This window comes from Bordetella genomosp. 5, assembly GCF_002261475.1.
Taxonomy (GTDB): Bacteria; Pseudomonadota; Gammaproteobacteria; order Burkholderiales; family Burkholderiaceae_B; genus Bordetella.
The window spans coordinates 431,027-444,566 of the sequence record NZ_NEVN01000002.1 but is presented as its reverse complement, the minus strand read 5'-3'; the positions used below and the strand labels follow the sequence as shown (position 1 = coordinate 444,566).

The 13,540-nt window shown below is 67.4% G+C and carries 13 protein-coding genes; 6 read left to right on the top strand and 7 right to left on the bottom strand.

Annotated features, from left to right (window positions below; translation table 11 throughout):
* Window positions 1–19: 19 nt before the first annotated feature.
* On the bottom strand, window positions 20–1,204 hold the full coding sequence (locus CEK29_RS05685; protein WP_094857554.1) for an ABC transporter substrate-binding protein: 1,185 nt from the start codon (window positions 1,202–1,204) through the stop codon (window positions 20–22).
* 277 nt (window positions 1,205–1,481) lie between these two features.
* On the opposite strand from CEK29_RS05685, the gene CEK29_RS05680 reads away from it, so the two are divergent.
* Genes CEK29_RS05680 through CEK29_RS05665 form a run of 4 tightly spaced genes read left to right on the top strand, consistent with a single transcriptional unit; the run spans window position 1,482 to window position 4,997 of the window.
* Window positions 1,482–1,904, top strand: a complete 423-nt coding sequence (locus tag CEK29_RS05680) for a nuclear transport factor 2 family protein (protein ID WP_094857553.1) — start codon at window positions 1,482–1,484, stop codon at window positions 1,902–1,904.
* Complete coding sequence (locus CEK29_RS05675) at window positions 1,901–2,857, top strand: polysaccharide deacetylase family protein (RefSeq protein WP_094857552.1); 957 nt, start codon at window positions 1,901–1,903, stop codon at window positions 2,855–2,857. Before CEK29_RS05680 ends, CEK29_RS05675 begins: the two co-directional genes overlap by 4 nt.
* Window positions 2,854–4,146, top strand: coding sequence for an amidase (locus CEK29_RS05670; RefSeq protein ID WP_094857551.1), 1,293 nt, complete (start codon window positions 2,854–2,856; stop codon window positions 4,144–4,146). The genes CEK29_RS05675 and CEK29_RS05670 overlap by 4 nt, the downstream gene beginning before the upstream one ends.
* 53 nt (window positions 4,147–4,199) lie before the next feature.
* Window positions 4,200–4,997 carry a GntR family transcriptional regulator gene (locus CEK29_RS05665; protein WP_094799635.1) on the top strand — a complete coding sequence of 266 codons (798 nt, stop codon included), beginning with the start codon at window positions 4,200–4,202 and terminating at the stop codon, window positions 4,995–4,997.
* 47 nt (window positions 4,998–5,044) lie between these two features.
* On the opposite strand, the gene CEK29_RS05660 is transcribed toward CEK29_RS05665, so the two are convergent.
* The 6 genes from CEK29_RS05660 to CEK29_RS05635 all read right to left on the bottom strand — a co-directional run bounded on the left by CEK29_RS05660 (window position 5,045) and on the right by CEK29_RS05635 (window position 9,993).
* Window positions 5,045–5,335, bottom strand: coding sequence for a SelT/SelW/SelH family protein (locus CEK29_RS05660; protein ID WP_094799636.1), 291 nt, complete (start codon window positions 5,333–5,335; stop codon window positions 5,045–5,047).
* Window positions 5,336–5,466: 131 nt separating this feature from the next.
* Window positions 5,467–6,174 carry an ABC transporter ATP-binding protein gene (locus CEK29_RS05655; protein ID WP_432759234.1) on the bottom strand — a complete coding sequence of 236 codons (708 nt, stop codon included), beginning with the start codon at window positions 6,172–6,174 and terminating at the stop codon, window positions 5,467–5,469.
* Window positions 6,171–6,959: an ABC transporter ATP-binding protein gene (locus CEK29_RS05650; protein ID WP_094799638.1), complete on the bottom strand. Its 789-nt coding sequence runs from the start codon at window positions 6,957–6,959 to the stop codon at window positions 6,171–6,173. The genes CEK29_RS05655 and CEK29_RS05650 overlap by 4 nt, the downstream gene beginning before the upstream one ends.
* Window positions 6,952–7,812 (bottom strand): branched-chain amino acid ABC transporter permease, encoded by an 861-nt coding sequence (locus tag CEK29_RS05645; protein ID WP_094857550.1) that lies wholly within the window; start codon window positions 7,810–7,812, stop codon window positions 6,952–6,954. The genes CEK29_RS05650 and CEK29_RS05645 overlap by 8 nt, the downstream gene beginning before the upstream one ends.
* 2 nt (window positions 7,813–7,814) lie before the next feature.
* Entirely contained in the window at window positions 7,815–8,696 is an 882-nt protein-coding gene (locus tag CEK29_RS05640; RefSeq protein ID WP_094857549.1) for a branched-chain amino acid ABC transporter permease, read from the bottom strand.
* 142 nt (window positions 8,697–8,838) lie between these two features.
* On the bottom strand, window positions 8,839–9,993 hold the full coding sequence (locus tag CEK29_RS05635; RefSeq protein WP_094857548.1) for an ABC transporter substrate-binding protein: 1,155 nt from the start codon (window positions 9,991–9,993) through the stop codon (window positions 8,839–8,841).
* Between the two features lie 414 nt (window positions 9,994–10,407).
* Here CEK29_RS05635 and CEK29_RS05630 point away from each other — a divergent pair, with 414 nt between their 5' ends.
* Both CEK29_RS05630 and CEK29_RS05625 read left to right on the top strand, forming a co-directional pair.
* Window positions 10,408–11,997: a sensor domain-containing diguanylate cyclase gene (locus tag CEK29_RS05630; protein ID WP_094857547.1), complete on the top strand. Its 1,590-nt coding sequence runs from the start codon at window positions 10,408–10,410 to the stop codon at window positions 11,995–11,997.
* A gap of 85 nt (window positions 11,998–12,082) precedes the next feature.
* Window positions 12,083–13,483, top strand: coding sequence for a hypothetical protein (locus tag CEK29_RS05625; RefSeq protein ID WP_141218307.1), 1,401 nt, complete (start codon window positions 12,083–12,085; stop codon window positions 13,481–13,483).
* Window positions 13,484–13,540 lie beyond the last annotated feature (57 nt).

The following is a 13,540-nucleotide window of genomic DNA, read 5'->3' as shown; positions in this document are numbered from 1 at the left end:
TGTTCTCCGCCCGCTGCCGTTATTGCGCCAGCCCGACGGGCAGGATGCGGTTATCGATGAACTGAGCCCAGACATAGTCCTTCTCGCTCAGTGCGTCATGCACCGAGGGCGTGAAGGGTTGCTTGTATTGCTTGATCAGGCCGTCGTAGCTATCGATCTTGTAGTAACCCTGACGGATGGCGTCGCCATCGGTGGAGCCCGCGCGCTCGATCGCCAGCGCGGTGAGCTGCATCGCGTCGTAGGCATTGGCCACGCCCACGGCGGGCGTGATGTTCTCGGGGCCCTTCACATCCGGGTACTTGGCCTTGAGGGCGGCGATCACCTTTTCGCCGACCGGCGACTGCTTGCCGAAGAAGCTGTAGGTCTGGACGAAGTGCACGTTCTTCGCGTTCGGGCCGGCCAGCTCCGTGAAACGGCCGCCCGCCGGGCCCCAGTGCGAGACCACCGGCACCTTCCAGCCCATGCGGTCGAGCGACTTCACCACCTGCGCCGACGGACCGACGTTGCCCACCATGAAAAGCGTATCCGCGCCCGCGGCCTTCAGGCGCGTGAGCTGCGGCACCACATCCACATCGTGGCCCTCGAACTTCTCGCTGCCGACCGGCTTCATGCCTTTGGCCGACAGCGCGGCGACCAGGCCCTTTTCGTTGGACTCGCCCCAGGGGTTGTTGACCATGATGAGGCCGAACTTCGACGTGTTGAAGGTCTTCTGCGCGTAGTCGACCATGCCGACGTCGACGACCTCGTCCACCGCCGAGACACGGAACACGTAGTTGGGATTGGCGCCGTTCTTCGTGATCGGCGTGCCGGCGGCCCACGGTCCCATGAACGGCACCTTGGCCTGATTGACGAGCGGCACGATGGCCATCGACACCGGCGTATCCAGGCCGCCGATGATCACGGCGACCTTCTCCTTGTAGATCAGCTCGCGCGCGGCAACCACACCCTTGGCCGGATTGGCTTCGTCGTCGCGCCGCACCAGCTCGAGCTTGCGTCCGCCCAGCACGCCGCCCTTGGCGTTGATCTCGTCGATGGCGACCTGCACCCCGCGCGAGATCGATTCGCCGGCGAGCGCCGATTGGCCCGACAAGGCGGTGATCAGGCCGATCTTCACGGGGTCGGCGGCCAGGACCTGCGGGCCGAAAGCCGTGCCCACGAGGGCGAAAGCGGTGCAGACGAAGGTGCGGCGAGAAAGACGAGACATGGAATTCTCCCGAAGGGGTTGTGGTGATCGGCGCCAACGACGCCTCTGCCCCTCTCAAGCAAAACCCATGCCAGTTTTGCTTTCCTGCGCTCAATCCTGGCACAGGGTTTGCTTGTGTACCAGGGTATTTTTGCCGTCAATCCATAGGTATTTATTGACGACAATTAATGGATTCATTGACGGAAAGAAAGGCTCGCCCCCTGGGGCTGGCCATTTCGCCCGTCTGTCTCGAGACACCTCGTACGCACAAGAACAGTGCAATTCATGGGAGCAAATGATGCAGACCGCACCAAACTGGAACGCCGCCGACGCGGGCGCCATCGTCGACAGTTATCTGACGACGTTGATGAAGCCGGATCCCGAAGGCGCGCGCCGCTACGTCAGCCCCGACCTGCGCATCCGATTCACCGGCGGCCGCGAGATGCGCGACCCGTCGGAGTGCACCGCGTTCAATGCGTCGCGCTATGCCTGGGTGAAGAAGCGCTTCGAGTCCACCGACGTGGTGGCCGGCGCCACGCCGCAACAGGCCGTGGTCTATAACCGGGGCACCCTGTACGGCGAATGGCTCGACGGCACGCCGTTCGAAGGCAATCGTTATGTCGACCGCTACGTGGTCCGCGACGGCCTCATCACCGAGATGGACGTCTGGAACGACAGCGCCGAATGGCTGCTGGTGCGCGCGGGCCTGGCAGCGAAATGAGCGCCCCCTCCCCTTCCGCACCGGCACCGGCGACCAGCCCCGCGCGTTACGGCCCGCTGCCCACCCACGACCGCTTCGATTACGCGCCCATCCATCGGCGCGCCGATTACAGCTGGCCTGGCGGCGCTCGCCTGGCCGTGTATCTGGGCTTCAATATCGAGCACTTCGCCTACGGCTCCGGCCTGGGCGCCCGGCTCGGCGCCAGCTTCGGCGAGCCCGACGTCCTGAACTACGCCTGGCGCGAGTACGGCAACCGGGTCGGCGCCTGGCGCTGCCTCGAGCTGTTCGACGCGCTGCGCTTGCCGGCGGGCGTCATCGCCAACACCGCGATCCTCGATCATTGCCCCGAGCTGATCGATGCCTGCCTCGCGCGCGGCGACGAGCTCATCGCGCACGGCCACACCAATGCAGAACATCAGGGCGGCTTCGACGAGGCCACGGAGCGCGCGCTGCTCGAGCATTGCGCCCGGCGCTTCGCCGAGCGCACCGGCGCCGCGCCCGCCGGCTGGCTCTCGCCGTGGATCGCCGAGTCGCCGCTCACCTGCGACCTGCTCGTCGAAACCGGCTATCGCTACACCCTGAACTGGTGTCACGACGATCAACCGACCACACTGCGGACCCGCAGCAATCGGCCGCTCTGGTCCGTGCCCTATCCGCAGGAAGTGAACGACATCCCGATGATCGTGGCGCGCCAGATGGACGGCAAAGACTTCGCCCAGCTCATCATCGACAACTTCGACGAGATGCTCGAGCAATCCCGCCAGCAGCCGCTCGTGATGGGCATTGCCCTGCATCCCTACCTCGTGGGTCAGCCGTACCGCCTGCGCCATCTGCGCCGCGCGCTCGCTCACATCGCCGCGCGCCGCGATCAGGGCGAGGTGTGGGTCACCACGCCGGGCGCCATCAGCCAGCACGTCGATACCCTTACCGCCGACCAGGAGCTTTCCGCATGACCACTTCGCAACCGGCCGCCTCGCCCCTGCCCTATGCCGACACCGCCGGCGCGTGGGTGCCGCACGGCCTCTTCACGCTGCCGCCGACAGGCTCGGGCCCGCTCGATGGCCTGCGCTTCGCGGCCAAGGACCTCTTCGACGTAGCCGGCCATCCCACCGGCGCCGGCAACCCGGACTGGCTCGCGACCCACGAACCGGCCAGCGCCACCAGCCCCGTGGTCGCGCGTCTGCTCGCGGCCGGTGCGCGGCTGGACGGCAAGACCATCACCGACGAGCTGGCCTACAGCATCCAGGGTGAGAACGCGCATTACGGCACGCCGCTGAACACCCGCGCGCCCGATCGGGTGCCGGGCGGCTCGTCAAGCGGATCGGCGTCCGCGGTCGCCGCCGGCCTGGTCGACTTCGCGCTCGGCACCGACACGGGCGGATCCACCCGGGTGCCGGCGAGTTACTGCGGCCTGTGGGGCCTGCGCACCACGCACGGAAAGGTGAGCGCGGAACACCTCGTGCCGCTCTCGCCGCTGTTCGATACCGTGACCTGGCTGGCGCGGGACGCGGCCGTTTTCGAACGCGTGGGCAGCGTGCTGCTCGCGGATGACGCGCCGTCGCCCTGGCGCGCGGCCGTCGTGCTCGGCGACGCCTGCGCCCAGGCGGAGCCCGCGTTCGGCCCCCTGCTGGACGCCGTGCGCCAGGCGCTGAGCGAGGAGCTCGGCGTGGCGCCGTCGGAGGCGCCCACCTCCGACACCGATCTCGAGCATTGGCGCCAGACCTACGTGACCGTGTCGGCCTACGACGCGTGGCAGACGCACCGTGACTGGATCACGCGCGTGCAGCCGGGCTTCGGCGCGGCGGTCGCGGGCCGCTGGAAGATGGCCGCCGGCGTGGACGCCGACACCGCGGCGCGCGCCACGGCCGAGCAGGCGCGCCTGCGCGAGCAGATTCGCGCGCTGCTGGGTACCGACACGGTGGCCGTGCTGCCCTCCGCCTCGAGCGCGGCGATCTCGCGCACCGCGGACGCCGCCGCGGTGGATCAGATCCGCGCCAACACCTTCCGCATCACCTCGATCGCGGGCCTGGCCGGTCTGCCGCAGGTCAATATCCCGTTCATCGGCGCGGACGGCCTGCCGGCGGGGGTATCGTTGCTCGGCCCGGCGGGAAGCGACCTGGCATTGATCCGTCTGGCCATCGCCGTCGGCCGGCGGACGGGCGCGCTGGGCGTGGGGACGTTGCCCGGAACCGACGCCGCCACAGGCCCGGCTGCGCAGGCCCTGAACCCGGTGGCAAAATAGGCTGCCCCACAGCGCGGGGCGCCTCGCCGCCCCGCGCCACTCGACATCGCTCCATGAAGAAAGCAGCATCTCCCTCCCGCGCACGGCCGGCGGCGGCTCCCGAGCCCGCCACCGCGCGGACGGTCACGCGCGGTCGTCCCAAGGTCCGGCCCAGCACGCTCGTCCCGGCGGCGGCGGACGGCACCGAGGACACCGAAACCCGCATTTACCAGGCCGTGGTCAGCGGTGTGATGAGCCAGCGCCTGCGCCCCGGCACCAAGCTGCCCGAGGCCGCGCTGTGCGAACTCTTCGGCGTGGGCCGCAGCACGGTGCAAAAGGTGTTGCAACGGCTGGCGCACGACCACGTGGTTGAGCTGCGCCCCAATCGCGGCGCGATGGTGGCCATGCCGACCCGCGAAGAGGTCGGCATGCTGTTCGAGGCACGCCGCGCGCTCGAGGCCGCCATCCTGCCGCTGGTCGCGCAGGCCGCCACGCGCGCCGACTACGCCTCGCTGCGTCGGCAACTGCGCGACGAACACCGCGCCATGCACACCCTGCCGCAAACGGAATGGGCGCGGCTCGCCAGCGCCTTTCATGTGCGCCTGGGCGAGCTGTCGCGCAATCCGATTCTCGCGCGCTATCTGGCCGAACTGATCTCGCGCTGCTCGCTCGTGGTGGCGATTTTTCAGCCGCCCGGCAACGCCACCTGCGAGCACGACGAGCACGCGCGTGTGGTCGACCATCTCGAACAGGGCCGCGTCGATGAGGCGATCGCCGAGATGGATCAACATCTGCGCCAACTCGAATCGCACATTCAGCTCGTGGAAGCGCCCACCGGGCTGAGCCTGGCCGACATGCTCGGGCTCGGCTGAGCGTTCGGCCGCCACGCGCGCGGCGTGGCCGCGCCGCCGCTCCGTGCTCAGGCGCCGTGGCGATCGATATGGCCGAGATCCCGGCCCGGATCGAGCTGGTCGCGCACGCGCTGCTTGAGCGCCTTGGCGTCGGGAAATCCGCCGTCGCTGCGGCGGTCCCAGATCACCGTGCCATTCACCGTCACGATGAACACGCCGCCCGTTCCGGGCACCAGTGCCACCTCGCCCAGATCGGTGGAAAACGTCGACAGCAACTCCTGCGCCATCCACGCCGCCCGCAGCAGCCATTGGCATTGCGTGCAGTACTGAATGGTGATTCTCGGCAAGGGATGGGGCATGCGTCGCTCCTGCGATGGCGGATCAGGGCACCAATGTAGCGCTGGTGTTCGCGCAATATGCAAAAGACCCTGCCGCGCGAACGGCAGGGTCCTGGTCTCGCGCCCGGTGCCCTGAACCTGGCACCCGGCACTCAGGCGCCGAGGTAGGCCTCGAGCACGCGCGGATGCCCGAGCAGCTCGCGGCCGGTTCCCGACAGCGCCAGCGCCCCGTTCTCGAGCACGTAGCCCCGTTGCGCGATGCGCAGCGCCTGACGCACGTTCTGCTCCACCAGCAGCAGCGTGAGCCCGTCGCCGTTGACCGCGCGCAGCGAGCGGAAGATCTCCTGCACCACGATGGGCGCCAGCCCCATCGACGGCTCGTCGAGCAGCAGCAGGCGCGGCTTGGCCATCAGCGCCCGGCCGATGGCCAGCATCTGCTGCTCACCGCCGGACAGATTGCCGGCCATGCCGTCGATGCGCTCCTTCAGGCGCGGAAACAGATGGAACACGTATTCCAGCTCGCTCGCCGCATCCTTCAGGCCGCGGCGATAGGCGCCGAGCTCGAGGTTTTCGCGCACCGTCATGGTGGTCAGGATGGCCCGACCCTCCGGCACCTGGACGATGCCGCGCGCCACGATCTCATGCGGCGCGAGACGGGTGATGTCCTCGCCTTCGAAGCGGACCGCGCCCCTGGCCTTGGGCAACAGACCCGACAGCGCCAGCAGCGTGGTGGACTTGCCCGCGCCGTTGGCGCCGACCAGCGCCGTGACCTGCCCCGCCTCGAGCGCGAAGTCGATGTTGCGCACCGCCTCGATATGGCCGTAATTGACTTCCAGCCCGGTGACTTCGAGCATGCTCATGACTGCACCTCCGCATGCGTGGGCTCATCGTCTTCTTCGCGGCCCAGATAGGCCTCGATCACCTGCTCGTTGTTGCGGATCTCTTCGGGACCACCGCAGGCGATGATCTTGCCGAAATTCAGCACCGCGATGCGCTCGCACAGGCCCATCACGAAACGCATGTCGTGCTCGATCATGAGGATGGTGTAGCCGCGATCGCGGATGGCGGTGATCTCGCGCATGAGCTCGGCGCGCTCGCCGGTATTCATGCCGGCCACCGGCTCGTCGAGCAGCAACAGCTTGGGCTCGGTCGCCAACGCACGCGCCAGCTCGAGGCGGCGCTGTTCGCCATACGACAGGTTGTCGGCCAGATCGTCGGCCTTGTGCTCGAGGCGCATCCACGACAACAGCTCGCGGGCACGCTCGCGCGCCCGCGCTTCGTGACGGCGGTAGTCGGGCAGGCCCGCCAGCAGGCTCGCGAAACCGTAGTCCATGTGGCGATAGGCGCCCACGACGACGTTCTCGAGCAGCGTCATCTCCTTGAACAGTCGGATGTTCTGGAACGTGCGGGCAATGCCCATGCGCGTGATCTGATACGGCTTCTTGCGCAGCAGGTCCTGGCCTTCGTAGCGGATGCTGCCGCTGGAGGGATCCAGCAGGCCGGTGATCAGATTGAACACCGTGGTCTTGCCCGCGCCGTTGGGGCCGATCAGGCCGAAGATCGCGCCTTGCGGCACGCTCAGATTGACGTCATGCAGCACGTGCAGGCCGCCGAAACTCTTGGAGACGGAGGTCAGCTCAAGCATGCTTGCCTCCCTTGAACCAGCGCTTGAAGCGCACGGGATCCCAGATACCTTGCGGCAGGAACAACACGATAAGCACCAGGATGAGGCCGTTGACGACGAGGCGGAAGTCGGAGAATCCGCGCAGCATCTCGGGCAACAGGGTGATGATGAAACTGCCCACGAGCGGTCCGATCAGGCTGCCGATGCCGCCGAGAATGGTCATGGTGAGGATCTCCACGCCACGATCGAAGCCGTACTCGTTGGGGCCGATGAAGAAGGTCAGGTGGGCATTGAGCGCACCGGCCAGGCCCGCGATCATGGCGCCGGCCACGAAGGCCAGCATCTTGTTCGCCCGCACGTCGATGCCCATCAGGCCGGCCGCGGTTTCGTCGCCCCGGATGGCGTCGAACGCGCGTCCCACCTTCGAGGCCCGGACGCGCCACAGCACGAACAGCACGATGAGCAGCGACAGCAGCACATGCCACCACTGCGTCAGCTGCGGAATGCCATTCAGGCCGAGCGCGCCACCCGTGAGCGATTCGGTATTGAGGATCGTGACGCGCACGACCTCGCCGAAGCCCAGCGTGGCCATGGCCAGATACACCCCCGAAAGCCGGAGCGTGGGCAAGCCGATCAGCAGCGCCACGATCGCCGGCGCGACCATGCCGCCCGCGAGCGCCACCGAGAAGGGCATGTCGTAATTCATCGTGAGCAGCGCCGCCGCGTAGGCGCCGATGCCCATGAACGCCGCGTTGGCCATGGCAAGCATGCCGCAGGCCAGCGTCAGCCAGATCGAGAGCGCCAGCAGCGCGTTGGTGCCCAGCGTGAGCACCAGGTTGCCATAAATGGCCCAGAAGTTTTCGAATCCACTCATGCTCAGGCCTTGCGTTGCACGACTTTGCCGAACAGCCCTTGCGGACGCACCAGCAGGATCAGGAAGAGCAGCCCGAACGCGACGGCGTCGCGCATGGTCGAGCCCACGTAGGCCACCGACAGCACTTCGGCAAACCCGAGGAACAGGCCGCCGAGCATGGCGCCACGGATGTCGCCCATGCCGCCCAGAATGATGACGGCGATGCCCTTGTGCAGCATCGGCTGTCCCATCAGCGGGAACAGCGCGTTGGAGTACAGGCCGATCAGCACGCCGGCCACGCCACCGAGCGCGGCGGCGGCGAACGAGGTGGTCAGGAACAGGCGCTCGACGTTGACGCCCAGCAGCCAGGCCGCCTTGGGCGACTCGGCGATGGCGCGCAGCGCACGGCCGAACTGGGTGCGGTGCATGACGACCATCAGCACGGCCATCAGCGCGAACGACAGGAAGATGATGCCCAGCTCGATCACGGTCACGTGCAGGCCGGCCACTTCGATCACATCCTCGGGCACGGTGCCGTGCGGGAAGCGCAGATTGGCGGCGCCGAAGATGCCTTGCGCGGCGTTGTTGAGCACGATGCCCACGCCGATCGTGGCGATCATCGGGATCAGGTGGGGCGCATTGCGCTTGCGCAGCGGCTTGAGCACCAGCACATCGATGAGCGCGCCGATCGCGCCCGACACCACGAACGCGGCGATCAGCGCGGCCCACAGCGGCAGTTGCAGGTACGACACGACCACGAGCGCCGCGTAGGCGCCGGTCATGAACACCGCGCCGTGCGCGAGGTTGATCACGCCGAGCACGCCGAAGACCAGCGTGAAGCCCAGCGCGAAGAGCGCATAGACGCAGCCCAGCGAGAGGGCATTGACGAATTGTTGTTCCAACATGGCGTTGTCCGGTTCAAAAATGCCTTGAGGGCGGCGCCGACGCCGCCCTCAAGCAGCCGGGGCCGCGCCCTGCGGCGCCGCGTACCGGCCGATGACGACCACGGGCGCTCAGGCGCCCGCGCCGCGGTTCAATGACCGCGCATCACTTTTCAATGACGTACTTGCCGTCCTTGGTGACGCTGACGATCGGCGCCTGCTGCGCGTCGTAGCCGGCGGGTTTGCCGGCACGGTCCTTGGCCTGGCGGAACTGGAACGGGCCGGTCGCGCCGCTCCACTTCACTTCGGGCAGCGCGTCGCGCAGCGCCGTGCGGTCCTTGGCGAGGTCGCCGGTGAGCTTCACGTTTTTCAGGCCTTGCGCCACGATGTACAGCGCGTCGTACGACTGGGCCGAGAACTGATCCGGGGCCGAGCCGAACTTGGCCTTGTAGGCCGCGATGAACTTGGTGTTTTCGGGCGTCTGGTTTTCGATGGACCAGGGGCTGCCGATCCAGAGATTGTTCGACGCGCCGCCGGGGGCCAGGTCGAAAATCTTGACCGAGTTCATGCCGTTGCCACCGATCACGGGCACGTTCAGGCCGAGCTGACGCGCCTGCACCATGATCGGGCCGCCTTCGGCCAGCAGGGCCGACAGCACGATGGCGTCAGGATTGGTGCCCTTGATCTTGGTGAGCTGCGCCTTGAAGTCGACATCGCCCTTGGCGAAGGTTTCGGTGGTGGTCACCGGCACCTTCTGGTCGTCGAGCGCCTTCTTGAAGTTGTCGTAGCCGCTCTTGGTGAAGACGTCGTCGTTGCCGTAGAGCACGGCCACGTTCTTCATGCCGGTCTTGCGGCGCACGGTCTCGATGGTGGCGGGCAGCACATCGGCTTCGGTGACCGAGTTACGGAACACGTAGTTGCCGATGGAGGTGATGCCGTCAGCCGTGTTCGAGGTGCCGAAAGCGACCGTCTTGGCGGCTTGCGCGACCGGGTCGGCGGCCTGCGCCGAGTTCGACAGCGTGGGGCCGAAGACCATCAGGACCTTGTCCTGGAAGATCAGCTTCTTGAAGACGTTGATGGCTTCTTCTTTCTTGCCCTGCTCGTCTTCGATGACCAGCGTGAGCTTGTTGCCATTGACGCCCCCGGCGGCGTTGATCTCTTCGGCGGCCAGCTGGAAGCCATTGCGGATCGACACGCCGTATTGGGCGGCACCGCCGGACAGCGCTTCGGCAACGCCGAGCTTGATGTCGGCGGCGTGCGCGGTCCCCAGCGTGCCGAAGGCGGTCAGCAGGGCCAAGCCAAGTTTGTTGATGCGTTGCATGTCACTACCCCTCAATCCGTTTGTCTCGATGTGATGTTGTGTGCCGGCGAGCTCCACGGCGCGAATAAGTGCGTCGTTACAGATGGGCACAGGCCTTGGCGAGCGCTGATATTACACCTTTGAACACGCGGCGTAGCGGTGAAAATACGCAATAAATAAGGTTCGATATCGGGGTTTACGCAACAGGCTTGCGCCATGCTCCGGCGGCCTCCCGATTCAGCCCGACATCCCGCGCTTTGAAGGACCGGGCGCTCGCAAATTTCCGGCTAACCGTCACACCGCTTCGCATTCCTGCAACACCCTCACGCCACTTGACCCTTTTTTCCGCAAACCGACTACCCTAAGCAAACGGCGCTGCCGCCTCACCGCCCACGAGACACGCCGACCGTCCCATAACAAAGGCATCGCTGCGTCATGGATCACGCCCCCGCCCGCCCCGTCCGGCGCCGCCCCACTCTGCGGGCGGCTCTGGTGGCGCTGGTCCTGGTCTGTACCGTGCCCGCCGCGCTGGTCGCCGCGGGTGCCGTCTATCAGGACTACCTGCTGCGCAAGGAGCGCGTGTTCGAGTCGGCGATATCCACGGCACGCAACCTGGTGGCCGAGGTCGAGCGCGAGCTGCACGGCATCGAAGCCGGCCTGCGCGTGCTGGCCACGGCCGAAGACCTGGCCCGCGGCGACATGGAATCGTTCTACCGGCGCATCGAAGACGCCCTGCGGCTGCAGAACGTCGACGGCTACCTGCTGATCGATCCGCAAGGCATGCAAGTCCTCAACACGGATCGGCACTACCCCGCCGTGCCGGTGCGCAGCGCCATTCCGGCCGGCACGCTGAGCCAGGCCATCGACGAGCGCAAGACCACGGTGTCGGGCCTGTTTCATACGGCGATCGGCGGCGAGCTGACGCTGGCCGTGAGCGTGCCCGTGGAGATCGGGGCAACCGTGCCGTATACGCTCAGCGCCGGCATCCGCCCCATTCGCATCAGCCAGATCCTGCAGCGCCACCAGCTCGATACCGGCTGGGTGGCGGCGGCGCTCGACAGCAACGCGGTCATCGTGGGCCGCAGCCGCGATGATGCCCGCTACATCGGCCAGTCGGCCGTGGGCAGCCTGGCCGAGTCGATCAAATCTCAACGCGAGGGCACGCTCCAGAGCGAAACCAAGGAAGGCATTCCCGTCCTGACCGCCTTCACCCACAGCACCGATGCGCAATGGGCCGTGGCGGTGGGCGCGCCGATTGCCGAGCTGGCAGCGGGGCTGCGGCGCTCGATGCTGCTGGTGATGCTGACCGGCGGAGCCATCATCCTGAGCGGCATGCTGCTGGCGTATCGCCTGGGCCGCATGATCGAGGCGTCCGTCGCGGCGCTGATCGAGCCCGCCGTGGCGCTGGGCAACGGCGGTGAGATCGAGGTGCCGGCCACCCGCTTCCGCGAAACCGCGGCGCTGGGAGACGCGCTGACGCATGCCTCGCAGATGCTCATCAAGACCCAGGAGCTGGCGTATCACGACCCGCTCACGGCGCTCAGCAACCGACTGCTGTTCCGCGAACTCGCCCTGCACGCGCTCGCGGCGGCTCAGCGCACCGGCCGGCCGGTGGCGCTGCTCGCGCTCGACCTCGACAACTTCAAGGAGGTCAACGACAGGAACGGGCACGGCCTCGGCGACCTGGTCCTGCGCATCGCCGCCGACCGCATGCGCAACACCCTGCGCAGCGCCGACATCGTCGCGCGCTTCGGTGGCGACGAGTTCGTGGTGCTGCTCGAAGACACCGATCGGGACCAGGCGATGCGCCTGGCCGAGGAGCTGATCCGCGCGCTCTCGGCGCCCTACCCGGCGGTCCTGCAGCAGGTGGGCGCCTCGGCCGGCATCGCGATGTTCCCGCAGGATGCGGCGGATCTGGACAGCCTGCTGGAGCTCGCCGATCGCGCGCTCTACGCCGCCAAGGCCGCGGGCCGCGGCCGCGCGCATCCCGCCTCGCCCATCGGCGGGCCGGCGGCGTCCACATAGCCGCAACGGAACGATCCGCGCCGCGCCGTTACTCACGGGCATTCGGGTACCCACGTTCCGGGACCCGCCCGCGAGAGGATTCGGTATGACTACGAGCGTAAGTTACAACGGCGTGAATCTCAGCCAGTCGCGCATGGACCACATTGCGCAGGCCGAAACGCTGGGCGAGGCCCAACGCATGGGCGTGTTCGACAGCATCAAGGACTTCTTCCGGGGCGGCGCCAAGAAAGAAGCCATCAAGCAGGCCTTCGACGCACTGCATACCCCGTCACAGGGCGCCGCGGGCGATCTCGCCGCGCATGAGAATCTGCTGGTGCACCTGAGCAACCTGCAACAGGCGCTCGAGCCTGCGCACACCGCCCTGGCCCGCCTGGATGTCGCGGAGAATCCGGCGACCCGCACCTGGTCATACAGCATCAGCGTGAACGACAAGCCGCTGGCCGCGGCGCAGGACCTGCCGATCGGCACCGGCTACACGCTGGCCGTGTTCAAGGACTTCACGATGCTGTCGAACCTGGGGCACCATCTGCACGAGCGGCAAGGCATCGATGCCAGCGCCACGATGCGACAGTTGCACGAGCAATTCCGCGAGATGAACGCGGTCCATGCGAACGGCGCCGGCTTCGATCACCCCGGCGTCGCGCTCGAAAAATTCGGCGTCATCCTGCACTCGTTGCCAGGGCTCGGCGGCGCCGATCGCAATCTCTTCCCGCAGGTGTCCATCAACGATGCGTTTTCCGCGGCGACGCTCTCGGTCGAGGGGCTCGAACTCGGCACCGTGGCCATCCAGGATCGTGCCACCCTCACCGACGTGATGGCGACCAAGGCGCGCGAAGGCCTGAGTCTCGCCAACCAGCTGCTGGCCTCGCGCGACACGGCGCAGGCCACGCGCGAGAGCGTGCAGGACATGGCCGACAGCGCCACCGACCGCCAGGCGATCACCGACAGGCTCGACGACCCGTTCTTCAGCAGCGCCAACTTCAAGGGCGTGACGCGCAATCCCGACCAGCCCGCGGTGTTCCAGGCGCGCTTCGAGGCCGCCGGCCGGACCGAGACGCTCGAGCTTTCGGACCGCACGGCAAGCAATATGGAGCTGCGCGGCGCGCGCCTCGAGAACAAGCTCGCGACGCAGCAATATCAAAACCTGAGCGAGCTCATCGCGAGCGACTTCGGCGCGGCCCACGACACCATGATGGTCTACTCGCTCAATGCGGTGCGCAACGAGATCGACCAGTTGCTCGGCGCGATCGGCGCGGGCATCGCCGATCACACGCATGCCCAGGACCTGCCCAAGGGCGACGACATCCCGGCTTACATCAGCGAACTCAAGGGCAGCGTGATCGCGCCGATGGACGTGGGCCGCACCACGCTGGGTGAGATCTGGCAGTGGCCGATCACGCCGCAGACGCCGCCGGACGTGCAGCTCGATCCGCGCGACGGCGCGCCGCCGCACGACCTGGGCCGGTTCATGGATCAGCGCGCCTGAAGCTCGTCCTGCCGCGCCTTCGTTGACGACATGCCGTCGCCCGGGCCCGCCGCGATG

Bases quoted from the DNA above. Each gene is read 5' to 3' on its own strand.
- CEK29_RS05685 (WP_094857554.1), bottom strand. From the start codon at position 1,204: ATGTCTCGTCTTTCTCGCCGCACCTTCGTCTGCACCGCTTTCGCCCTC.
- CEK29_RS05680 (WP_094857553.1), top strand. From the start codon at position 1,482: ATGCAGACCGCACCAAACTGGAACGCCGCCGACGCGGGCGCCATCGTC.
- CEK29_RS05675 (WP_094857552.1), top strand. From the start codon at position 1,901: ATGAGCGCCCCCTCCCCTTCCGCACCGGCACCGGCGACCAGCCCCGCG.
- CEK29_RS05670 (WP_094857551.1), top strand. From the start codon at position 2,854: ATGACCACTTCGCAACCGGCCGCCTCGCCCCTGCCCTATGCCGACACC.
- CEK29_RS05665 (WP_094799635.1), top strand. From the start codon at position 4,200: ATGAAGAAAGCAGCATCTCCCTCCCGCGCACGGCCGGCGGCGGCTCCC.
- CEK29_RS05660 (WP_094799636.1), bottom strand. From the start codon at position 5,335: ATGCCCCATCCCTTGCCGAGAATCACCATTCAGTACTGCACGCAATGC.
- CEK29_RS05655 (WP_432759234.1), bottom strand. From the start codon at position 6,174: ATGAGCATGCTCGAAGTCACCGGGCTGGAAGTCAATTACGGCCATATC.
- CEK29_RS05650 (WP_094799638.1), bottom strand. From the start codon at position 6,959: ATGCTTGAGCTGACCTCCGTCTCCAAGAGTTTCGGCGGCCTGCACGTG.
- CEK29_RS05645 (WP_094857550.1), bottom strand. From the start codon at position 7,812: ATGAGTGGATTCGAAAACTTCTGGGCCATTTATGGCAACCTGGTGCTC.
- CEK29_RS05640 (WP_094857549.1), bottom strand. From the start codon at position 8,696: ATGTTGGAACAACAATTCGTCAATGCCCTCTCGCTGGGCTGCGTCTAT.
- CEK29_RS05635 (WP_094857548.1), bottom strand. From the start codon at position 9,993: ATGCAACGCATCAACAAACTTGGCTTGGCCCTGCTGACCGCCTTCGGC.
- CEK29_RS05630 (WP_094857547.1), top strand. From the start codon at position 10,408: ATGGATCACGCCCCCGCCCGCCCCGTCCGGCGCCGCCCCACTCTGCGG.
- CEK29_RS05625 (WP_141218307.1), top strand. From the start codon at position 12,083: ATGACTACGAGCGTAAGTTACAACGGCGTGAATCTCAGCCAGTCGCGC.